We start from the raw sequence: 22,655 nt of genomic DNA, 5'->3' as shown, positions 1-22,655 counted from the left end.
AAAGCGTACTCTGTCACCGTTTAAAAAAATTTTTTTGAGCATGCAGAAACATACTACCTGGCGAAGACTGGACACTTATACAGTAAACACGCAACTGATCCAAAAGATTGCTGAATATATCCGTACCAAAATCCCCTCCCTTCTTTCCGCATCCGGAGGAGGATCTTACAAAGCCATTCCTGTCCCTTTTGCCGACTATACCATCCTCACCCTTAACGGATTGGATAACAGTACTATTTACAGACCCATCGGGGCTTATAACCAACCCCTTTTTGATAACGATATCCAGTCCGCAAAGATCGAATTGAATTATGTGGAAAGCGGCTCATCGGGTGAACCGGTAGCCATCCAACTCCTGATCCGTTTCGGCCATGAACGGGAAGAATCCGAATTCTCGGTCACGGTTAATGATAAGGGAGCAAGAGAAAAGGCACAGCTCATCGAAGATAGCCTGATGACAGTACTTGCTCCGCATAAAAACAGGAACAAGACCTTCTATCCGAATGATTTTTTTCCGACCCTGGTTTTTGTGGCGGGTTTCCTGATCGGCCTTTGTGGGCTGGGAGTAGAAAACCGGTTCCTGAAAGCCTTTTGCGCGATCTTTTTCGGCGGCGCCTTTTATTTTGTCGCCCATCGTTTCACCCAGGGATATTGCAGTTTTTATTCCAAACACCAGAAACGCCTTAATGTCTTCCTTCGCGGCATAACGGTTATCCTCATACTTTTTGTCATCGGCGCCATTGCAACGCAATTTTATTTTATGGCGAGAAAACATTAATTACCGGTATTATTCCCCAATTGTTTATACCGTAGCATAGCCTCTACAAAATAATAATCGGCATAGGTAAGCGGCACATCCACTTCCGATTTTGCCGGCAGACTGCCAACGCTATGCCGGAGCAGGAATCCACCGTTTGAGCCTACGATAGCCTTGTATGTATTGGAGGATAACGAAACAAGGATCTGCTCTGCCGCCTCCACATATTCTTTCCCTTTTTCAGGCGAGACATAACGACTCAGCTCAATCAGTGCGGAAGCTGTGACCGCTGCTGCGGAGGCATCGCGCAAAGCCCGGGGAATATCAGGCGCGTTATAATCCCAATAAGGGATCTTATCGGCCGGGAGGTTGGGATTGGCGAGAATAAAATGAGCGATATGCTCAGCCTGATCCAGGTATTTCGGGTCGTGTGCAGACCGGTAAAGTACGGTATATCCATACAGACCCCATGCCTGTCCACGTGCCCAGGCAGAAGAATCGGAATAACCCTGGGCCGTTTTCCTGGCCAGTACATGACCGTCGGAAGAATCATAATCAATAACATGGTAAGAACTATAGTCAGGGCGAAAATGATTTCGAAGAGTCGTGTTGGCATGGGTCAAGGCAATACGGTAAAAAGAAGAATCACCACTGTAACGGGTAGCCCAGAACAAAAGTTCAAGATTCATCATATTGTCGATGATCACCGGGTATTTCCAGGGCGCTCCATCCCAGGAACGGATGCAGCCCACGATTGGGGAAAAACGCGTAGAGAGCGATCGGGCGCTGTTCAGCAATATTTCGTTATAACCGGAAGCAGGAAGGATACGCTGTGCATTACCATAACTGCAATACATCATAAAACCAAGATCATGGGTTCCTTTATTGAATTGTTCTTTTTCCAGGAGCTTTAATCTTTGCAAACCTTCTCTTAATAAAGTTGTGTCTTTGGAAAATTCATACAGGTAAAAGAGGGTTCCGGGATAGAAACCACTGGTCCACCAACCGGCATCGCTGGTTTCCAGCTTATCCGCATTTGCCATATAGGTCTTGGGCAGACGATCGGAGGGAACCCGGCTCATCAAAACCTTATATTGATTGCACGCCTGACGGAGATTGCCATCTATCAGGCGAACCAGGGCAGGCCGGGGCTGAGGTCGTACCGGTTTTTGCGCTGTCGCGGAATTGGTGAAAAGCAGACTGGCAAGAAACAGGGAAAGAGGGCTAAGAAAAAAAATTGATTGACGGATCCTGGACATATAGCTGAGTTATTGAATTATTGATTATTGAAAATTAATCTATCGCATGATCACCCGGAAAATCCTGTCCTGACCATACTTTTTGGGCAGTCCAGCGTTCAGCAGGAGCAGACCAAAAGGGATCGGTATCCGGCAATCCCAGCGGAAGCAGGATATTTGCGCAAAGATACAGGCTGCCTGTGGTATTGTAATAATCCGCCAGGTCGGGCTGTGCGCCGCAGAGACCGATATTCAGCCATCCTTCCTTCGTATAGGTACCGGGGGCCTCCATCGTCTTTCTCAGAACAGCAGTCAAGGCGCAACGCACCTGGGCCGGGTGCAGCGAGGCGGGCAATTTTTTCCTCCAGGCCATATCGGCCAGGTGATGAAAAGCCGCACCCCGGTAAACGATGGACCTGCCGGTTACGGGATAACTGCCATCGGTACCGATCAGCCGCTCCTGTATAACGGCATACCTTTCGTTGCGGGCCTTTAATTTATCCGCGAGCCAGTCATAGGCTTTATTTTGTTTGTTCGTTATTTCGACCATGGCTGCCAGATAAGGATGAATAACATAACTGTTGTAATAATCCCAACGATAAAGCGGCCCATCCGAATAGATCCCATCCCCCAGATACCATTGTTCGGACTGACGGATGCCGTAATCCACCCGCATTTCATCCCAGGGAAGACCGAACCGGCAAAAAAAGGTTTCTATCATTCCTGAGAAAAGCAGCCAGTTATTGAACCCGGGGCGGATGTTACGGGTCTGGAGCAGGGCATCCGTCACCTGTTTGCGGGTTGTTTCATCCAGATGTTCCCATAGCCAGGGACACCGGATAATGGCAAAAGCAAAATAAGAAGCATCTACCAATGCCTGAACGGGTTCTTTCCACGCCATATAATCTTTAGCGGCAGGGTCCACAGCATGTTTGATGGCCGGGATCATCCATTCCCGGTATTGGTTACGCAAACCGACCTCTTCCGGCGAGCCACCTTCCAGGTTGAGCCAGGGAGCAATACCGCTCAGAACCCGTCCAAAAACTTCCAGATAAGCCGCCTGAGTCCGGGAACCGGCATTATCCGTCCTTTTGGAAGCAATCACCGGAAAAACTGTTTTTAATTGATCCTGCGCCAGGCTGGAGATGACAGGCCGGGCTAATTTGTCGAGCTGTGCAAGCCAGAAGACCCTGTCGGAGGAATTTTTTTCAAACCCCTTGGTTTGGGAAGATTTAACCTGGGAAAAGAGTGGTATGGAAATCAGACAAACGAATAAATAAGAAATGACGCGTTTGGGGATACGAAAAGAGCCTGTCATAATAGTAAATTAGGTAGGACAAATATAATACGAAGGGACCGCTTGATAATCAGTATGAAAATTTAGGAAAAAAAGGGTCAAAACAGCCTAATTTTGCACCCTCAGCATATTGAACACCAAATACTGCCAAAAATGAGTGAAAAGCTGGAGCAATTAGCCCGGGAACTGGAAGGAGAACTCTATGAAGATCAGGTCATGCGCACGTTATACGCTACCGATGCATCCGCCTATCGCGAAATGCCGCTTGCCGTCGCACTGCCAAGATCGGTAGAAGACCTCAAAAAACTGATCTTTTTTGCCCGGGAAGAAAAGCTATCCCTTATACCCAGGACGGCCGGTACCTCCCTGGCAGGACAAGTGGTAGGAAAAGGAATTATCGCGGATGTCTCCAAATACTTTACCAAAATACTGGAACTCAATAAAGAAGAACGCTGGGTCAGGGTACAACCGGGCGTTATCCGGGACGAACTTAATCTTTACCTCCGCCCCCATGGATTGCTCTTTGGACCGGAGACTTCAACGGCCAACCGGGCTATGATCGGCGGTATGGTCGGCAATAATTCCTGCGGCTCCAATTCCGTGGTTTACCGGAGTACCCGGGAACATCTGCTGGAGGTAAAAGCCATTCTGAGTGACGGAAAGGAAACTACCTTCGGCACGCTCGGTATCGATGCTTTTCATGCCAAATGTGAAGAAGAGGGATTGGAAGGAACTATTTACCGCTCAGTCCGCGGCTTGTTAAGCAATACCAGTAACCAGGACGAGATCAGAAAGGAATTTCCGAAAAAAAGCGTCGAAAGACGGAATACCGGATATGCGCTCGATCTTCTGCTGGAAACTGCGCCATTTACTGCCGGAATGCCGGATTTTAATTTTTGCACGCTGATCGCAGGATCAGAAGGCACCCTTGCCTTTATTACCGAAATCAAATTAAACCTGTCTCCTTTGCCCCCTGCCGAGACGGGGCTGCTCTGCGTTCATTTTAATACGATTGACGAGTCTCTACGCGCCAACCTGATCGCATTGAACTATTTGCCCAGCGCCAGTGAACTGATCGATCATTTTATCCTGGAATGCACAAAGGATAATATCGAACAACGTAAGAACCGTTTTTTTGTACAAGGCGACCCCGGCGCTATCCTGGTCGTGGAATTTACCCGCAACACCCGGGAAGAAATAAAGGAAATCGCTTCCAGGGTAGAAGCCGATATGCGGGCCCAGGGTCTGGGTTATCATTTCCCCTTATTATTCGGAGAGGATACAAAAAAGATCTGGACCCTTCGCAAGGCCGGGCTGGGCTTGTTAAGCAACCTTCCCGGTGATGAAAAAGCAGTTCCCGTCATCGAAGACACTGCCGTGGACGTTCAGGACCTGCCGGCCTATATCCGGGACTTTAATGAAATTCTGAAAAAATATAATCTTTATTCCGTGCATTACGCCCATGCGGGCAGCGGGGAAATTCATCTTCGCCCAATCCTGAATTTAAAGACGGTGGAAGGAAATCGACTTTTCCGGACCATTGCCGAAGAGATCGCCACCCTGGTTAAAAAATACAAAGGCTCGTTAAGCGGCGAGCATGGTGACGGTCGTTTGCGGGGAGAGTTCATTCAGCAAATGGTAGGTGAAAAAAATTACCAATTGCTCAGGGAAATCAAACGAACCTGGGACCCTGCAGGGATCTTCAACCCGGGCAAGATCGTAGATACCCCGCCGATGAATACCATGCTCCGCTATACCCCCGGACAACAAACCCCGGCCTTTCCTACCCTTTTCCGTTTTGCCAAACAGGATATCCTGCAGCATGCCGAACAATGTAATGGTTCCGGTGACTGCCGCAAGACCCATTTATCCGGAGGGACGATGTGCCCCTCTTTTATGGCTACCCGCAATGAGAAAGATACTACCCGCGCAAGGGCCAATATCCTGCGGGAGTTCCTAACGCATTCCGGAAAGGTCAACCGCTACGATCATAAAGAGATCTATGAAGTGATGGATCTTTGCCTGAGCTGTAAGGGCTGCAAATCGGAATGTCCCTCAAATGTGGATGTAGCCAAATTAAAAGCAGAATTTCTGCAGCATTATTACGATGCCAACGGGGTCCCTTTCCGGTCCAGACTGATCGCTAATTTTGCCCGGTCGGCTAGCCTGGGGGCCATGGCGCCCGGTCTGTATAATTTTATCATGACCAATAAGGTAACCGGCCGGTTAGTCAAAAAAATATCAGGTTTCGCGCAGGACCGTTCGATGCCGTTGCTGTACAAAACAACGCTGAAGAGTTGGTTTAAAAAGCATCATCCCTCTTTGCCGTCCGGAATAGAAAATGGTAAAACTACAACAGGTGCGGAAACGCAGAAAAGGGTATATCTCTTCTGCGACGAGTTCACCAATTTCAATGATACGGAGACAGGGATAAAAGCGATTCTTTTATTGGAAAAGTTGGGATACGAAGTCCTTATACCCGAACATACCGAAAGCGGAAGAGCATGGCTATCGAAGGGGCTGGTACGTCAGGCTAAAAAAATCGCCAATAAAAATATCGGTTTGTTAAGGGAGCTGATCTCGGAAGATACCCCGCTGATCGGCATCGAACCTTCAGCTATCCTTACGTTCAGGGATGAATACCCCGACCTGGCGACTGATGAACAACTGGAAGCAGCACGTAAATTGGCAAGGAACAGCTATTTCATAGATGATTTTATCGCCAGGGAGATAGATCGGGGAAATATCCGTCCGGATCAGTTCACCAAAGAAAAAAGACAGATCAAATTACATGGCCATTGTCAGCAAAAAGCCTTGTCTTCCGTAGCAGGCTCCGTTAAAATGCTTTCTCTTCCGGAAAACTATTCCGTGGGAACCATTCCTTCGGGGTGCTGTGGCATGGCAGGCTCTTTTGGTTATGAGAAAGAGCATTATGAACTGTCTCAAAAGATCGGGGAACTGGTATTGCTGCCAACTATTCGTCAGCAGGCTGAAGATATTATCATTGCCGCCCCCGGAACCAGTTGCCGGCACCAGATAAAAGACGCAACCGGCAGGCATGCGTTGCATCCGGTAGAAGTTTTGTATGATGCTTTACGGTGAACTGATTTAATATAATTAATTTCGCAGGAATATGGCGTTAGGTAAGCGGATCAATCCATTTTTAAAGACGAATAACGATACTGGCTTTGGCAGTAATGCTTCCAGCTATGGAGGGCGTTTTATAAACCGTGACGGAACGTTCAACCTGCGCAAAGAAGGAATGCCTTTCCTGAACCGCTACAGCATTTATCATCATATGCTGACGATGCCCAGGTGGAAATTTATCTGCCTTATCGTCTTGTTCTATCTTACCATTAACCTGCTGTATACCGGGCTCTATTTTCTGGCGGGCCCCGAACAATTGCAAGGAATGGTAGCTTTATCTCCCTGGGGAAAATTCAAGGAGGTCTATTTTTTCAGTACGGAAACCTTTACCACAGTCGGATATGGGCGGGTGAACCCCATTGGGGATTGGGCAAATTTTATAGCGGCCATCGAAAGCATGAATGGGTTCCTCTCCTTTGCGCTCGCTACCGGTCTGATCTTTGGACGATTCGCCCGTCCCAGGGCCTATGTAACCTTTAGCAAAAAAGCCCTTATCAGCCCATACAAAGGAGGAAAGGCCCTTATGTTCCGTTTTGCCTCTTTTAAAAACAACCACACCCTGACGGATGTGGAAATCAGGGTCAATCTCGGTTTGCAGGTACAGGAGAACGGGTCGCCAACCTACAAATATTACGATCTCGCCCTGGAACGGTCGAAAGTGGAGAGTTTGCCCATGAACTGGACCGTCGTACACCCCATCGACGAGCATAGCCCGCTTCAGGGTTTAAGTGTAGAGGATATGAAGTCTGCCGACGTAGAATTATATGTATTGATAAGGGGATTTGATGATGTATATTCCAACCTCGTTCAGAAAAGAACATCTTATACATATGAGGAGATACTGTCCAATGGAAAATTCGTACCCATGTACCGGGAAAGCGATGACGGCAAAACCACTATACTCGAGCTGCATAAACTGAACGACTATATCGAGCTGAAAGAAGACGACAGAAATTAAACCTTTTTTAATTTTTTACAGGCAGACAACGCCTGCAGAAAAAATACCGTAATGTTGTAACGGAATTCACTGACCTCCTACTCCTTCCAGCTAACCCATGAACCAATTGCCGGGTTCAGAACCTACGCTTTTAAAAACACCGCCATTCAGCCTATCCGCATTAACCGGGTTACCTGGTTCGTGAACTCAGCCCCAGGGGAGTGAAACAAACCCTGCGAACTTCGTGGTCGAACGGTGTTCGACCACGAAGTTCCGCTGAAGAATATTTTAAATACAACAGTTGAGCAGAATCCTGAATATACATTTCCTGTTATCCGTATTGGCTTTATTTTCCCTGGCGGCCACCGCCCAGGATTCCCTGTCTTCCATCCTAAACCGGAAGGGGACCAAACCCCCTTCCGAAAAATTCCGGCTCTTTTCCTACGATCCCAATGACCAGATCGATCTGGTTGATCTTGGGCGGTCTTTTTTAAAGAACAGGGCCAGTAAAAGATCCGATACCCTCCGGCAAAAAACAGGGAAATTACATATCTCCGCCCTTCCGGTAGCCGGTTATACGCTGCAAACGGGTTTTGCAGCGGTGGTCAGTTCTAATTTTGCATTCTATACCAGCGAGCAATCGCAGGCGAATCTTTCCAGTGTCCTGACCAGCATTACCTATTCTCAATATAAACAGATCATTTTCCCCATTCAGGCTGATATCTGGACGAAAGGAAACAAATATAATATTGTAACGGACTGGCGTTATCTGAAATACCCTTCCCTCACCTACGGATTGGGCGGAGGAACAGCCACCGACAGCGGCTATAATATCGATTATACCTATTTAAAGCTGCATCAGGCCATTATGAAAACGGTTGCCAAAGACATTTACCTGGGATTGGGTTATGACCTGGATCTATTCTGGAATATCCGGGAAATAGATCCTCCTGCAGGAAAAAAAACAGATTTCGAGCAATATGGGCTGACCACGACATCCGTCTCTTCCGGAATTTCCCTTCATTTTTTGTATGATTCCCGAAGGAATCAGATCAATCCTGAAAACGCGAACTATGCCAGTATCAGTTACCGGCCGAATTTTACCTTCCTGGGCAGCGACGCCAATTGGCAATCCCTTATCCTGGACCTGCGTAAGTTCATCCGGCTTCCCGGCCGCACGCATAATGTGCTGGCTTTCTGGAGTTATGACTGGCTTACACCCGGAGGAGGCAATCCTCCTTACCTTCTTTTACCGGGCACAGGCTGGGATGCTTATAACAATATGGCCAGAGGGTATATCCAGGGACGGTACCGAAGCCGGAATATGTTATACCTGGAATCGGAATACCGGTTCGGAATAACCCCAAACGGTTTATTGGGTGGCGTAGCCTTCGTCAATACCCAGACCTTCTCTGAACCTGCATCCGGTCGTTTCGAATATCTTATTCCCGGGTATGGAGCCGGCATAAGGATCAGTCTGAATAAATTCTCCCGCACCAATCTTTGCATCGATTACGGCTGGGGCACCAATGGATCCAGGGGCTTTTTCGTAAATCTCGGAGAAGTGTTTTAGCACGTTAAGTTTTGCTAAAAACCGCGCGTGGGCAAAAGGGTGGACCACGGGTCCCACCGGACAGGGGTCCATCATTAGATTTTTCGTATGGGCAGTAAATTTCATATTGCCGTGTAAAGCCCAAAATGGACCACGGGTCCATTGGCCGGAAGGCCCATCGTTAGATTTTTTGTACGGGGTTAAGTTTTGCTAAAAACCCCGTACAAAAAAAGGGTAATGTACCGGGGGGTGTACCGTACATTACCCTAAACTGATTGACGCGGATAACGACAATTCATTAACAGGCAATAATAAATCGGGTATTACAGGTTGATCACAGGAAAAATTATTTGACTGATTTTCATCAGTTTAGGAGCTATCTCAACGGTTAATGCGGTTTTTCACCTTGCTCAGATTAACCAATCTTTAACGAAGTCATGGTCAGTGAGCCACCGATCGCCTTGTCATTAAAGAAAGCGATCGTTTCGTTTTTTTCCTGTAGGGCTAAAATGTACAATAAGGGTAAATAATGTTCCGGAGTTGGTATGGCTAATTTCCCTTCTTTTCCCAGCCCTTCGAAATTCGCCAGGGCTGCATGATCGCCATCGAGTATCAGCTTTTTTAACCTTTCATTCATCGCGATCGCCCAATCGTATCCACCACCCCGGATCATCTCCCAGGAAATAAGCCGCAAATTGTGTACCATATTTCCACTCCCGATGATGAGTACCTTCTTTTTGCGTAAAGTTGAAAGTTGTTTGGCGAGCTCATAATGATAATTTCCACCCTTGGTAAAGTCGATGCTTAGTTGAAGAACGGGGATATCTGCTTTTGGATACATATGCCTGACAACTGACCAGGTGCCATGGTCAAGGCCCCATTCATGATCGAGGCCGACCGGCGTGGGCTGGAAAAGGGTGGCGGTTTCTTTTGCCAGTTGCGGATTGCCGGGAGCCGGATACTGCACTTCGGACAAGGCCGGAGGAAATCCTCCAAAATCGTGAATAGTCGAGGGATGGTCCATGGCCGTAATATGTGTCCCCCTGGTGAACCAATGAGCCGAGACAACCAGTACTGCTTCGGGCTGAGGAACTTCTTTTGCCATCTGCTGCCAGCGCTGGCTAAACTCATTATCTTCAATCCCGTTCATGGGGGAACCATGCCCAACGAACAACAAGGGCATCTTTTCTTCCTGATCCGGGAGACTACCTGTGAATTTTTGAAAGGAGGAAAATGTCATAATACCTGCAAAATTCGGTATTAAAAACTAAAAAAAGAAAGGCAGGTTGAGAACAACCCGCCGGCTTCGTTATAATTCACATGAGAAAACTATTTAGTCTTATAGTAAAAACACTTAATATCAATAAAAGAACTAGTCCCGGATAAAATAAATTCCGGAAATCATTAAAAAATTTATTAGCTAAAATGGGGGAATGAGGAGACAAATTACCGTATCTCCTTGCTAATCAACACGCCACAACTAAGAATGCAACCAGGATTGCCACCAGGACTACAACCCATGAATATAGGCAGCACTATCCTTAAATTTATCCAGGTTCATTTCCACGAAAAAATTCTTTACACCTCCGGTCTTAGCGGCACTAAAGAATTCTTTCCAGTCAATGATTCCCTGACCAACCGGGACCTCTTTTTTTTCCGGGGTCCAATCCGACAGATGGGCAGAAATAAACCGTCCCGGGTATTTTTCAAAATAGGTCGAGGCCTTAAATCCCAGGTTGATGACTTCTGTCTGAAATTGCATTTTAACCAGATCCGGGTCGAAGGTGTTCATCAGTGCATCATAGATAAGCTGGCCATCCAGTTTGGAAAATTCAAATTCGTGGTTATGAAAACCTGCCTGCATGCCTGCCTGTTTTATCTTTTCCGCAGCTTTGTTCAATTTATCTGCCGCAGACTGATAATCCTTCAGCGTGGAGGTTGCCGGCAGCCAAAAAGTAGAGCAAATCATCTGGCTAAGACCCAATTGCCGGCTAAATTCGATCTTCTCGTCCAATTTGCCGGTAAGTTCTTCAAAACCAAAATGGCAACTGGGGCAGGTAAGACCGGCATCGCCAATAATGCTGCGCATGTCAGCGGCTGTCATTTTCACAAGGGGACCGAAACCAATATCTGCATACCCTTTGGGAGAACACATTTCCACCAGTTTGTATCCAAAACCTGCCATCATTTTTAAAGTGCCTGCAAAATCTTTTGCCAGGATATCCCTGATTGGGAAGGTTTGGAATCCGACAGGCATATTGCTGAAGGCGGCAACCGGCGCAGCATTCAATCCTGCCGGCATTTGCGCCATGGTCCAGGCGGCCCCTACACCCAAAGCTGCCCTGCCAATAAAGGATCTCCTGTTTATTTTTTTCATAGACAATCTTTTAAAAGTTTACAGGCTGGTAAGACCAATAAAAAACCGGTCTGGAAAGACCAATGAAAATTTATAGTTAAACTGATGCCGGATCCCAACCGGTTCTGTATTCACGGGAAAGATATTTATTGGCTTCCGGCACATTGGTAATCTTTGAATTCGCCGAATCGTACTTTAACAACCGGCCACTTCTAAGGGCTACAGCGTATAAATTTACCGCTTCCGTAAGCGCATCCGCCTCCATAAAATTGCCGGGAAATTGTTTACCGCTTTTACAGGCATCGGTGAATAGTCGCAAGGCTTCAGCCCCCTTTTCCACCTGGTTGCGAAGGTCAGGTTTCGGACTTTCCATTCCGTTCATTTTTTTCCCGGAAAGGAGTTCGGCATTTTCAAGGTTAAACCCTGTCAGTATTTTACCCTGATCGCCTACAAATAACATCCCTTCGGGAGGCAGCTCTTTGCCGGCTTCCATTAATTCATTAGGTACAGAAGGTCTCATACCCCCATCGTACCAGCACAAATCTATAGCAGGTCTGGAACCTTTGGCCGGGTATTTAAAGCGTACAGAACTGGCCATCGGAAAAGAAAAATCATTATGGATCTGATAGGGTACAGGATCCCGCATACCGCAAACATGGCTTAAATTAGGTTCAATGACGAGGGGTGCTTCCAATTGCAAGGCATTAAAAACCGTCCAAAGGCTATAATGACCCATATCCGCCATTGACCCTCCCCCGAAATCATACCATCCTCTGAATACCATATGGGTATATGCCGGGTGATAGGGCCGATCTGCCTCAGGGCCAAGCCATAGATCCCAATCCATACCGTTCGGAACAGGCGGCGTATCGGTAGGAATCGTAGGGTATTGAGGCCAGACCGGGCGATTCGTCCAGTTATGGACCTCCGTTAGTTTACCGATGGCTCCTCCGTTTATCCACGACATTACAGTCTCCATTGATCCGTTGGAATCCCAGGGGATCAAATGCGTGATAACCTTATCTTTATTCCGGGCCAGCTCAATCAATTTCTTTCCTTCCATCAACCGGTTGGAGAGTGGCTTATGCATCAAAACATGTTTACCTCTTTTTATGGCGGCTGTGGCAATGACTCCGTGCAGATGATCCGGTGTCATGATCTTTACCGCATCCAGGTCTTTTTCTTTTGCAAAAAGTTCCCGGAAATCTGCATACGCTCCGCAACCTTTGAATTTTTGTTCCGGCCGTATATTGGCATAATAACTGTCGACGATCGATTTCCCGTTATTCCTTCCCCCGGGAATAAGCTGATCTCCTCCGGAACTCCAATCTTGCATCTTTATGGCTGTGCGGATCTCGTTTCTAAGACCGTCCCTACCCCAATCCTTATATCCAATAGCCTGTTGGTTAGGGTCACAAACTGCAATCACCTGAAATTGAGAAACAGCCAGAAGAGGTAATAACTCCCGGATCCCCTGTGTCCCTAAACCAATATAGGCCAGGGTAATTTTATCACTGGGTGCGACAAAGTTCTTTCCGCCAAGTACATGTCTGGGAATAATCGTAAAGGCAAGTGCCGCCGATGCAGCCATTTCTACGAATTTCCGCCGTTTCATAGGCGCGTTCACTGATTGGTTAAGGTATTTTTTCATATTGGCTTTTTTCGGTGGACCAGGAATACTTAAATATACCAAAGATTCTAACCAATATCAATGAAAATCAGTAACCACAACCGGCCATCCGGTTGCCCAATTTAATTTTTCCATCCGTAATTTCGATTTTCCGCTATCCTTTGCATCGTACCCATGAAATACCAGCCAATCCCCATCCTCAAAAGATACGACCGCATTATGTCCCACACCATACCAATTCTTATCGCCTTGTAATACCAGGGAACCGCCCCCCAATGTCATAGGCTTTCCTTCCCTGTCCAAATAAGGCCCCTGAATTTTTTCAGACCTGCCCACCATCATTTTATAGGTGCTTTTTTCACCCCGGCAGCAGTAATCGAAGGATACAAAGAGATAATAATATTTTTCCTTCCTGAAAATGAACGGAGCTTCGATTGCCCCATCCCCTGCAGACGTATCCGGTGTATTCCTGTTCTCCGGTCTGGCGGCAACCGAGTACCACTCTTCAGGCTGGGCTACCGATCTCCGGTCTTCCTTCAGCCTGACCAGTTTGATCCCGTCCCAGAACGATCCAAAAGTCAACCAGGGAATTCCCTTTTCATCTACTACCAGGTTAGGATCGATCGCATTCCAGCGGTCACGTCCGGGAACGGATTGAATCACCTTACCCATGTCTTCCCAATGATAATCCGGGGAGGCGGAGTGAAGCGTTTTATTCATAGCCAATCCAATACAGGAAGTATTTTTTCCAAACGCAGAAACGGCATAATATAAATAATAACTGCCGTTATAAAAGCTGATATCGGGTGCCCAGATATGGCCCTTAAAACCGGGCACGGCTGCAGTCGCCCAGGCAGGGGCAGATGCAAAAACCGGTTCTTCCTTATGCCAATCCTTGTGGTCGGCAGAGTACCAGACGCTGATCCCAAAGCCAGTCCCGAAAACATAATAGACGCTGTCCTGCCTGATCATCACCGGATCATGAACGGGTATCTGTTGCTGGGCCTTTACAGCGGTATTCGTAAAAAACATTTGGATAAGGAATACTACCCAGGTAACGGACACCGGATGCGTAACCCATACCGGCAGGATTTCAGGACGGCTCTTCATGTTTGCTTATTTATACTTTATCCGCAATACGTTGAGTGACCAGGGCGCCAGTCTAAGATCGATTTTTTTCCCTTTTACAGGAATCACCGATTCTTCGGGAGCAATACGCCTCGGTTCTGCAAATGAATTAACGTTATACAGCTCATCGCTTTTTAATATGGTCAGGAATCCTTCTGATGCTAATTTCCGGGCTCCTTCCAAAACGACCGGATAGTTTTGCTCCTTACCCGAGGCGTTCACCAGTTTGATGATCAGTTCATTTGTTTTCTCATCCAGGGAGGCTGCCGCATACAAACTATCCTGTCCGGCTATTACTTCTTTATTTTGGATAATGGGGACTACCCGGGTGCCCTTATTCAGCGAGAACAATTTCTGTACATAATAATCGGGCGTACCGAAGGACTCCAGATTATTTACCCAGATCAGGTCCGGGGTCCACTGCCAGGCATCAGTATGCGCAAATAAGGGTGCATAAGAGGCCATGCTCACGACATCCGCATTTCTTTCCAAACCTGTCATAAAGGCTGCCTCGGACAAGGCAGTCAGCCAGCAGTTCTTATTATTTACGCTCACTGTTTTATCACTTTGCGCGGCATATTCCCCTCCGAATATTTTGGAACCGTTCCGTGGATAGTTGTCATAACGCCGGGCGTTCCGGAAGAACCATTCGGGTCTGCGGTAATAATGTTCATCGATAATATCGGCCTGCATGGCCCGTAATTCCCGGTTGAGGTGATCGAACCGCTCTCCGTCCGGGTCAGTACCCGCACTGTTGATCAGTTTTATAGCTGGATATTTTGTTTTAAGGGCCTTCGTGAAGACCTTCAACCGCTCTATATACTGCGGTCCCCAATTCTCGTTGCCGATCCCCATCATCTTCAGATGGAAAGGCTCGGGATGGCCCATATCCGACCGGACCTTTCCCCATTTGGTATCCGTTCCTCCATTGGCAAATTCAACCAGGTCCAGGGCATCCTGGACATAAGGATCCAATGCCTCCATGGGTACCAGTTCGGCGGTATTAAACTGGCAGGCCATCCCGCAATTTAAGATCGGCAATGGTTCGGCGCCAATATCCTCTGCCAATTGAAAATATTCAAAAAATCCGAGGCCAAAGGTCTGATAGTAATCCGGGGCAGGACGATGGGCAAATTCAAAATTCCAGCGATTGACGACCAGGGGACGTTCTTCCAAAGGGCCAATGGTTTTTTTCCATTGGTAACGGGTGGCCAGGTCGGGGCCTTCAACGATACAGCCCCCTGGAAAACGAATAAAACCGGGTTTCATATCTGCCAGCAGCTGGATCATATCTGCCCGCATGCCGCCGGGCCGCTTTTTCCAGGTATCTTCCGGGAACAAAGAGAGCATGTCCACATCAGCCACCCCATCGCCTTCGAACCAGACATTCATCATGGCCTTAAGTTCAGTGGCGCTGGACATAAAACGAACCCCCTGCTTTTTCCAATTATTCTCCACGGAAGCAAGAACCAATGAATCGCCTCCCAAAATTTCACCTTTCCCGTTTACGAGCTCAATATGCAGGGTTACATGCCCCGAGGAGAGACGGGCCATCAGAGAAAAATCATATTGCCCCCCCTTTTTTATACCCATCCCCCGAAAACCTTCATTCTGGATCCCCACCCAATTTGCCTTGTCTGCCGTATCGGGTTTTCCGCCGGCGTCTTTTTTCCCATTTCCATGCAGCGTTACCCTGAGGAAACGTGGATTGGCCGTATGCTCCCGTCCCCGGTTCAGCACCAACAGATCTCCTTCGGTCACCCCCTCCCCCAATCTTTTCCAGCCAATCAGCGGTTTGGCAAATTCAAAAGAACGATTCTTGACCAACTCGGCATAGATCCCTCCATCGGCTCCCATGTTAATGTCTTCAAAAAAAACGCCCCAAAGTGTTGGTTCGATGGACACCCCAGGCTGACCGGCTTTCACGGTAATCGTCCTGGATTGTGTATGACCAACGGAAAAGAACAAACAGGCCGTAAGGACACAACTGATTAATTTACGCTTCTTCATGAATTTTTCTTAAAAAGTCAACCAATTTTTTTCACTTCTATTCTTTCGTTTTTTCATTTCACTTCAATTTTTTTCCCCAGACGGCAACACCGGTATTGTTTAACCCGGAAAAGACCATACTGCTCCTGGCATTCTCCCAGTCCCTTCCTTTCTGCACCATTACTTTATCCGTAACGCCATTGCTCCAGTTCATTATCAACCAGGGAGCCGTATACACCCATTTACTGCCTGGGTCTCCATTCAGGGTTCCGTCAGCGCCGATCTTCAGGGCCACTGCCTGCTGCATATCGGGGAGAACCTGCTCGTTTCCATAACCAGGTACTACCCGGTAGTTCAATTGGATCCTGTCCCAGTTTCCGGGGATGGAATCTTTTGCCACTGTGCTGTTATCTTCCCAGGCATAACGCTCGGGAGAGACAATGGGCCAGCCATCCGTTGTCCAGAAAATTTTCCGCACATGCAGATCCATATAATAACTGTTCACTGCGGGGCGGCCCTGATGAGCCATATAGTACTGACCAATGCCATCGTCGAATACACCGCAATGCGCCGTTCCCTGCCATCCGCCATGACCGGTGAACTGGTAAGGCGCGAGGATCATGGGACTATGGTCCGTATTCGTATTGGCATCAACGCCGTCAAAATCAGTATAGGGGCCTTCGGGGTTATCAGCTCTGCAGACCCGGACATTATATTTTGTCTGCAGCCAGTCATAAGCAATGAAGAGATAATATTTCCCCAGTTCTTTATTGTAGATGACCTCGGCCCCTTCGATATTCCCATTATACGTGCCATTGGTGAACCCCCTGTTGGCGATCCGTTTGCCTTTATCCCCATTACTGGCGGCCAATCCCGTAACCGGATCCAGTTTTAACAGGTATATACCATCCCAGGCCGACCCATAGTACAGGTATTGATCACCGGAAGGAGCAATCAGAACCGTAGGATCAATTGCATTGGTCTGCATGGTATTATCATTTTTGGAGACGACCACCAATCCTTTTTCCGTCCAGGGGCCTTCCGGGTTGGAAGCCGTAGCCAGACCGATAACGCTCAAACGGGGGAGCGCAGAGGATAAGGAATAGTACAACCTGTATTCCTGGTTGACCCTGGTCACATAAGGAGCCCAAAGGGCCTGAAAAGGAGTTCCTCCGGAAGAAGTAATGAATTGTGCGCCCATGGCGGGAACCCCGTTAAATACCCACCCAACGAACTGCCACTGCACCAGGTCCTTCGATTTGCGGACCTGAATTCCCGCAGGCACGGTAGTTCCAAAACCTACATCCGTACTATAACAATAATAGGTATCTCCGAATTTCTTAACCGAGGGATCGTGCACGTTATAACTGCCCCATTGAAGATGATAGGAGAAATCGGCCATCTCCCCATAAGTATCGTGAATGGAATTGATATCAAAAACAGGAACGGGTATGGTATCCGTCCCTCCTCCGCTATTCCCACCCGGAGCTCCGCCTGATTTGGAACAGGACACCATAACCATCAATGCTATCCCCGTAAATATTCCTGTTTTTTTCATACCTGTTCGTTGTTGTCCGGATAGCCGATCATAAAAAAATATAAAGGTAAATGGATCAATAGGTGTCATTTTGTGTAAACGCCGGATCATTATCCAGCTCACTCTGGGGAATGGGATAATATTCCCTGCCCGGCTGATAGGAATTGAATTCCGGATCCCTTTGTTTCAGAACAGCCAGCTTCGCCGGATCCTTTAACCAGCCCCAGCGGCGGATATCGTCAAAACGATGGCCTTCCAGGCAGAACTCAAGCAATCTTTCATGTGCAAGCTGATCCCTCAATTGCTGTTGGGTATATGCGGCAAACTCAGCCTCACGATCAGGCAGGTTCACTCTCGTCCGAACCTGCTGTATATACTTTGCCGCATCTGCTGTCTGGTTCCCTTCATTCTGGCATTCCGCATACATCAGCAAAACATCGGCATACCGCATAATCCGCTCATTGATCCCCGAACGCCAGTCGAATTCGTCCGCCCTGTCTCCATCCCCATTCTCATATTTGCGGCAGAACAGGTCATTCAGGTCACCGGCATTACTGCCATACCGGTCGAAGAAGGTCGTCTGATACATCGGCTCTCCGCCGGGTTTGTTATAAAAAAGCGTTGCATCGATCCTTGGATCTACCGCACCGCCTGTTGTTTGTTCCAATTGAAACTCATCATATACCGAACGGGTAGGCTGGATATCGGTCCATCCGAAACTGCGTGGGGCGAAGGTAATGGCCCTTGCCGATGTCTTACCCCATCCTGTTGCAGGAGCTCCGCCCCATCCCAGATCCTTTCCGCCTGCATCCCGGGAGAACTGAACTTCGAAAACCGATTCCGAATTATTCTCAAATGCATCTCCATCCCGGAAATTGTCTTTATAGTTGGCGACAAGACTGTAGATTCCCAGGTCCATCACAGCCTTGAACTGGGCCCCTGCACTGGCGAAGTCTTTATTAAACAGGTAGGCCTTTCCCAGAAAAGCCAGGGCCGCACCTTTGGTCGCTCTGCCGACCTGGTTATTATCCGCTCCTGTAACTGCCTTATAAGATACGGGCAGCAGGTCTGCAGCCTGTTTGAAATCCGCCTCTACCTGTTTCCACCCGTCCGCCTCGGAGGATTGGGCCACGATCAACTTATCCTTGCTGTTGATATAATGCATCGGTAAGGCCACCTTTCCAAAAAAATTAACCAGGTGGAAAAAATACAATCCCCTCAGAAAATAAGCCTGTCCCAGTATCCTGTCCTTCAGACCGGCATCCATGGCAATGGCCGGAACATAATCCAATACCTGGTTCGAACGGGATACTCCTTCATAATAGGCACCATACGCCCATCCATAACCGGCAGGATCGCTGACGCCCAAGGCAAAACGGCCGATATTCGCAAGAGCAGTCCAGGGGCTGTTACTCTTGACATCGTCTCCCCGGACATCCAATAAGGCAGGAGTGAAGCGCATATAGGCACCATCGATCAACAAACTTCCATAAGCGGCATTCACCCCTTGAAGCGCATCATCCGCCGTTTTCCAGAAAGTGGCCGAAGTTTGCGCATTGGGATTGACCTGTTCTAATTTTTTGGTACATGCAGGAATGACGCTGATGAATGCAGCTCCAAAAAACAGTTTTATTATATATTTTTTCATACAAAAGAATTAAACATGAACAAATTAGAACCCAACCTGTAAGCCAACCATTAAAGACCTTGTATTCGGGAAGGAGCCATAATCATATCCCCGGCTGAAAAGTCCATCCCGGGCCGGATCGGCATTATTCACTGCATTAAAATCCGGGTCATACCCTTTGTATCTGGTAAAGGTGATCAGGTTCTGCCCGGACAGGTAAAAACGAACACTGGTAAAAGCCTTAGTCCTTGCAAGCACGGAAGAAGGAATGGTATACCCGATCTGTGCATTTTGCAATTTCACGTATGAACCATCTTCTATGAATCTGTTGGATACCCTTCCATTCCCATTGGGGTCGTAGATCACCGGCCGGGGAATATTGGTATTGGTATGGGAAGGTGTCCAGTAATTTAGCGCGTCGACGGAATGATTGCTATATTGTTCGATCATAAGATCGCGGTATACTCCGTTAAAAATCTTATTGCCCGCGCTCCCCTGCAGGAAAACCGACAGATCGAAATTGGCGTAAGACGCATTGAAATTAAAACCATAATACAACTTGGGAATGGAATTTCCCAGGTAGATCCTGTCGTCATCCGTGATCTTTCCATCCGGTTTGCCGGTGAGTTTTCCGTCGGCCCCCCTTCCGCTGATATCCCTGAATTTAATATCGCCGGGTGCGGCGCCGACCTGGGTGGCATGACTGGTAACATCGGCAGCAGTCTGAAACAAACCTTCCGTTTGCCAGCCATAAATTTCCCCTATCGATCTGCCTACTTCCGTTTTACTTCCGGATCCATATACAGGGTTATTCGTTCCACCCAATTTCAATACCTTATTATTTACCGTGGAGACATTCGCATTGATATCGTATTTAACCTTTCCGCTGCTGCCGTGATAAGCCGCCGTAAACTCCAAACCGTTGTTCTGTACCGAAGCGGCATTGGTATAAATGGATGCAGGAACGGATCCCACGTATAAAGTGGTATTGATATTGTTCAGCAGGTCTGTTGACTTATTACGATAATATTCGGCCGTAAAAGAAAGGGCGTTGTTGAATAAACCCATATCGATCGCCACATTGGTTGTCGTTTTGGTTTCCCATTTGATCAGGTTATCGACGATAGCAATGGTTGTGGTACCGGGAGCCAGCGTATTACCGAATACATAGCTGGCCGCCGTATTCACGTAAGAATCATAGGCATACCGGTTGCCTTCCCGTCCTATCACTCCATAACCTCCTCTCAATTTCAGGGTGCTGATCAAAACGGGCAGGTGAAAAACTCTTTCATTGTGAATATTCCAGGCTGCCGCAACGGATGGATAGTTCCCTCTGCGGAAGGCTGGACTGAAGGTGGAGGATGCATCATTACGGTAATTCGCCGTCAGCAGATACCGGTCATCGAAATTATAATTGATGCGGCCGAACCACGAGACCTTCGTATTCGTTCCTGTATAACTACCCACACCTTTTGCCGTAGGATCTGCTACCGAGTTGAAGGTATAATAATAGGGTTCCGGTAAACCAACTGCGGAGGCTGCAATATTTTCATCGTAATTATTTTCGTAGGCATATCCGCCCAGCAAGTCTACCCTGTGTTTTCCGGTCTGCAAATTATAGGTAAGCAGATTCTCGATGCGGGAAGTATAACCCGATCCGGTTTGCTGCCACATATAGGAATTCGTATTCAGGTAATAGAAACCCAGGTCATAGGTTGGTTCGAAATGAAAGTTCTTGAAATCAAACCTGTCATAACTTACATTGACCCGGTATTTCAGATTTTTGACTAATTCCAGCTCTCCCCAAAAATTCCCAAGCATCCTGTTCCTGTCGCTGTAATCCGTAACGATATTGTTCATCCCTACAACATTCAGCGTAATCGCCCTTTGGGTAACATTATCACTCCCGCCATATCCTCTCAAACGATTGGAGTCATAAACGGGCATGGTGGGTATGGCTGTCAATACACCGGTTACATTTCCCCCGAATACGGCATGATATTGTACGCCGTTATTGGGGTTCACTTTATGCGATTGGGTATACGCAATCTTTGCTCCATAACTGAAAATGCCTTTTTTACCGGTAAGGTTGGCATTGATACTATATCTTTTGTAGGATTGAGGGCCCCTGTACACGCTGGTTTGATCAAAATAGCCCAGATTGACGCTGTAAGCGGCCGATTCATTGCCGCCGGAGAGGTTAAGATTATTATCGCTTACGATACCCGTCCGTAAAGATTCCTTCTGCCAGTCGGTGTTGACCTTACTGATAAAAGCAGGATTGGACGGATCATTTCCCGGTGCAATGGTCAGACCGGCGTTAACTTCGGCCGCAGAGGTGATCTTCTGGTAGCCGACCCGGTCCGTAACTGCGATATGTTTTGGGATGGTTTGCGTACCCATATATCCGTTATAGCTTACTTTTAACGGGCCGCTCCTCCCCTTTTTGGTAGTAATGATAACCACACCACCAAGTGCACTCGACCCATAAATGGCCGCCGCAGAAGCATCTTTTAAGATCTGTATAGTCTCGATATCCGAGGTAGCAAAATCAAAAGGAGCGGTAGTAATTACCCCGTCTATAACAAACAGCGGATTATTGTTGGTGAAGGAACTTGCCCCTCTTATTTTTATTTGCACAAAACTACCCGGTTCCCCGGAGCTTTGCACTTCCACTCCGGCGACCTGCCCCTGCAACATTTTGGCCACATCATAGGTAGCCGTTTTTTTAGCGTCCTCGACCCTTACCACTCCAACAGACCCGGTAAGGTCCTTTCTTTTTACCGTTCCATACCCGACTACGACTACATCATTCAAGGCATCCGATTTCGTAGTCAGCCGGATATCCAGGACGGATGATTTCGTATTGACCTTTATTTCATATTTCTCAAACCCTACCGAGGAAACAACCAACAGATCGCCCGGCACAGCTGAGATCAAAAAAGAACCGTCTTCAGCCGAACTGGTGGCTACTTTTTTTCCCTTGACTGAAATGGTTGCGGCCGCTACCGGTTTACCTTCTTTATCCTTTATTATTCCTTTGACAGGGTGTTGGGCAAGCGACGTTGTTTGCTGGGCCATAGCCGGGCAAACGAACAGAAAAGTGAATAATAGCGCAACCAGCGCGCCCCTTATTCCTTTTTCTTTTTTTGTTTTTTTCATATAGCGTTAATTTGGGTTTAAAATTCTTTAAATGTCATAACAACGCTTATTAGGCGGGCCCTGAAAAAACCGGGGGCCTCCCGGATCAGGTCTGCTTAGATTCGTACAAGGACCGTATCCATAACAGGAATTGACCCCGTCCCCGGTGGTTCCGCCTTATAACTGGTCAGGCTTCCGTCTAAAAAATAATTGATGATGCAATGAGCCGAAACATATTGGCTCAGGGAAAAAAACAAAACCGACAGGTTAGTTGAATCGCTGGTAAGCGAAATCCGGCTGGTACTTCTCATATAGCAAA

At 47.6% G+C, this 22,655-nt stretch carries 15 protein-coding genes; 4 read left to right on the top strand and 11 right to left on the bottom strand.

The window, feature by feature from the left end:
* Positions 1-40: 40 nt before the first annotated feature.
* Complete coding sequence (locus ACX0G9_RS01190; protein WP_459063006.1) at positions 41-778, top strand: hypothetical protein; 738 nt, start codon at positions 41-43, stop codon at positions 776-778.
* On the opposite strand, the gene ACX0G9_RS01185 is transcribed toward ACX0G9_RS01190, so the two are convergent.
* Together ACX0G9_RS01185 and ACX0G9_RS01180 are read right to left on the bottom strand one after the other, a co-directional pair.
* Positions 775-2,016 (bottom strand): glucuronyl hydrolase, encoded by a 1,242-nt coding sequence (locus ACX0G9_RS01185; protein WP_459063005.1) that lies wholly within the window; start codon positions 2,014-2,016, stop codon positions 775-777. The genes ACX0G9_RS01190 and ACX0G9_RS01185 overlap by 4 nt on opposite strands.
* A 34-nt stretch (positions 2,017-2,050) precedes the next feature.
* On the bottom strand, positions 2,051-3,313 hold the full coding sequence (locus ACX0G9_RS01180) for a DUF2264 domain-containing protein (RefSeq protein ID WP_459063004.1): 1,263 nt from the start codon (positions 3,311-3,313) through the stop codon (positions 2,051-2,053).
* A 132-nt stretch (positions 3,314-3,445) separates the two neighbouring features.
* Between ACX0G9_RS01180 and ACX0G9_RS01175 the strand changes: the two genes are divergently transcribed.
* From ACX0G9_RS01175 to ACX0G9_RS01165, 3 genes are all read left to right on the top strand, one after another.
* Complete coding sequence (locus tag ACX0G9_RS01175) at positions 3,446-6,394, top strand: FAD-binding and (Fe-S)-binding domain-containing protein (protein WP_459063003.1); 2,949 nt, start codon at positions 3,446-3,448, stop codon at positions 6,392-6,394.
* Between the two features lie 31 nt (positions 6,395-6,425).
* The gene (locus tag ACX0G9_RS01170; RefSeq protein WP_459063002.1) at positions 6,426-7,397 is read left to right on the top strand and encodes an ion channel; all 972 of its coding nucleotides are present in this window, start codon (positions 6,426-6,428) and stop codon (positions 7,395-7,397) included.
* A 280-nt stretch (positions 7,398-7,677) separates the two neighbouring features.
* Positions 7,678-8,949: a hypothetical protein gene (locus tag ACX0G9_RS01165; protein ID WP_459063001.1), complete on the top strand. Its 1,272-nt coding sequence runs from the start codon at positions 7,678-7,680 to the stop codon at positions 8,947-8,949.
* Between the two features lie 394 nt (positions 8,950-9,343).
* Here the strand turns inward: ACX0G9_RS01165 and ygiD are convergent, their stop codons facing one another.
* The 9 genes from ygiD to ACX0G9_RS01120 all read right to left on the bottom strand — a co-directional run bounded on the left by ygiD (position 9,344) and on the right by ACX0G9_RS01120 (position 22,647).
* Entirely contained in the window at positions 9,344-10,168 is an 825-nt protein-coding gene (gene ygiD / locus ACX0G9_RS01160; protein WP_459063000.1) for a 4,5-DOPA-extradiol-dioxygenase, read from the bottom strand.
* 270 nt (positions 10,169-10,438) lie between these two features.
* Entirely contained in the window at positions 10,439-11,305 is an 867-nt protein-coding gene (locus tag ACX0G9_RS01155; RefSeq protein ID WP_459062999.1) for a sugar phosphate isomerase/epimerase family protein, read from the bottom strand.
* A gap of 76 nt (positions 11,306-11,381) precedes the next feature.
* Complete coding sequence (locus tag ACX0G9_RS01150) at positions 11,382-12,935, bottom strand: Gfo/Idh/MocA family oxidoreductase (protein WP_459062998.1); 1,554 nt, start codon at positions 12,933-12,935, stop codon at positions 11,382-11,384.
* A 57-nt stretch (positions 12,936-12,992) separates the two neighbouring features.
* Positions 12,993-14,024 (bottom strand): family 43 glycosylhydrolase, encoded by a 1,032-nt coding sequence (locus tag ACX0G9_RS01145; protein ID WP_459062997.1) that lies wholly within the window; start codon positions 14,022-14,024, stop codon positions 12,993-12,995.
* 6 nt (positions 14,025-14,030) lie between these two features.
* A complete protein-coding gene (locus ACX0G9_RS01140; RefSeq protein ID WP_459062996.1) occupies positions 14,031-16,052 on the bottom strand; it encodes an alpha-L-arabinofuranosidase C-terminal domain-containing protein in 2,022 nt (673 codons plus the stop codon).
* A gap of 58 nt (positions 16,053-16,110) precedes the next feature.
* Positions 16,111-17,589 carry a family 43 glycosylhydrolase gene (locus ACX0G9_RS01135; protein WP_459062995.1) on the bottom strand — a complete coding sequence of 493 codons (1,479 nt, stop codon included), beginning with the start codon at positions 17,587-17,589 and terminating at the stop codon, positions 16,111-16,113.
* A gap of 55 nt (positions 17,590-17,644) precedes the next feature.
* Entirely contained in the window at positions 17,645-19,216 is a 1,572-nt protein-coding gene (locus tag ACX0G9_RS01130; protein ID WP_459062994.1) for a RagB/SusD family nutrient uptake outer membrane protein, read from the bottom strand.
* Between the two features lie 24 nt (positions 19,217-19,240).
* Positions 19,241-22,357 (bottom strand): SusC/RagA family TonB-linked outer membrane protein, encoded by a 3,117-nt coding sequence (locus tag ACX0G9_RS01125; protein WP_459062993.1) that lies wholly within the window; start codon positions 22,355-22,357, stop codon positions 19,241-19,243.
* Between the two features lie 95 nt (positions 22,358-22,452).
* Positions 22,453-22,647 carry a hypothetical protein gene (locus tag ACX0G9_RS01120; protein ID WP_459062992.1) on the bottom strand — a complete coding sequence of 65 codons (195 nt, stop codon included), beginning with the start codon at positions 22,645-22,647 and terminating at the stop codon, positions 22,453-22,455.
* Between the last annotated feature and the right edge of the window lie 8 nt (positions 22,648-22,655).

The organism is Flavitalea flava, from assembly GCF_054461575.1.
Note: the sequence above shows the minus strand (reverse complement) of the source record. Positions and strands in the feature narration are given on the sequence as shown.

Excerpts from the sequence above, each read along its gene's own strand:
- ACX0G9_RS01190 (WP_459063006.1), top strand. The coding sequence starts at position 41 with ATGCAGAAACATACTACCTGGCGAAGACTGGACACTTATACAGTAAAC.
- ACX0G9_RS01185 (WP_459063005.1), bottom strand. The coding sequence starts at position 2,016 with ATGTCCAGGATCCGTCAATCAATTTTTTTTCTTAGCCCTCTTTCCCTG.
- ACX0G9_RS01180 (WP_459063004.1), bottom strand. The coding sequence starts at position 3,313 with ATGACAGGCTCTTTTCGTATCCCCAAACGCGTCATTTCTTATTTATTC.
- ACX0G9_RS01175 (WP_459063003.1), top strand. The coding sequence starts at position 3,446 with ATGAGTGAAAAGCTGGAGCAATTAGCCCGGGAACTGGAAGGAGAACTC.
- ACX0G9_RS01170 (WP_459063002.1), top strand. The coding sequence starts at position 6,426 with ATGGCGTTAGGTAAGCGGATCAATCCATTTTTAAAGACGAATAACGAT.
- ygiD (WP_459063000.1), bottom strand. The coding sequence starts at position 10,168 with ATGACATTTTCCTCCTTTCAAAAATTCACAGGTAGTCTCCCGGATCAG.
- ACX0G9_RS01155 (WP_459062999.1), bottom strand. The coding sequence starts at position 11,305 with ATGAAAAAAATAAACAGGAGATCCTTTATTGGCAGGGCAGCTTTGGGT.
- ACX0G9_RS01150 (WP_459062998.1), bottom strand. The coding sequence starts at position 12,935 with ATGAAAAAATACCTTAACCAATCAGTGAACGCGCCTATGAAACGGCGG.
- ACX0G9_RS01145 (WP_459062997.1), bottom strand. The coding sequence starts at position 14,024 with ATGAAGAGCCGTCCTGAAATCCTGCCGGTATGGGTTACGCATCCGGTG.
- ACX0G9_RS01140 (WP_459062996.1), bottom strand. The coding sequence starts at position 16,052 with ATGAAGAAGCGTAAATTAATCAGTTGTGTCCTTACGGCCTGTTTGTTC.
- ACX0G9_RS01135 (WP_459062995.1), bottom strand. The coding sequence starts at position 17,589 with ATGAAAAAAACAGGAATATTTACGGGGATAGCATTGATGGTTATGGTG.
- ACX0G9_RS01130 (WP_459062994.1), bottom strand. The coding sequence starts at position 19,216 with ATGAAAAAATATATAATAAAACTGTTTTTTGGAGCTGCATTCATCAGC.
- ACX0G9_RS01125 (WP_459062993.1), bottom strand. The coding sequence starts at position 22,357 with ATGAAAAAAACAAAAAAAGAAAAAGGAATAAGGGGCGCGCTGGTTGCG.
- ACX0G9_RS01120 (WP_459062992.1), bottom strand. The coding sequence starts at position 22,647 with ATGAGAAGTACCAGCCGGATTTCGCTTACCAGCGATTCAACTAACCTG.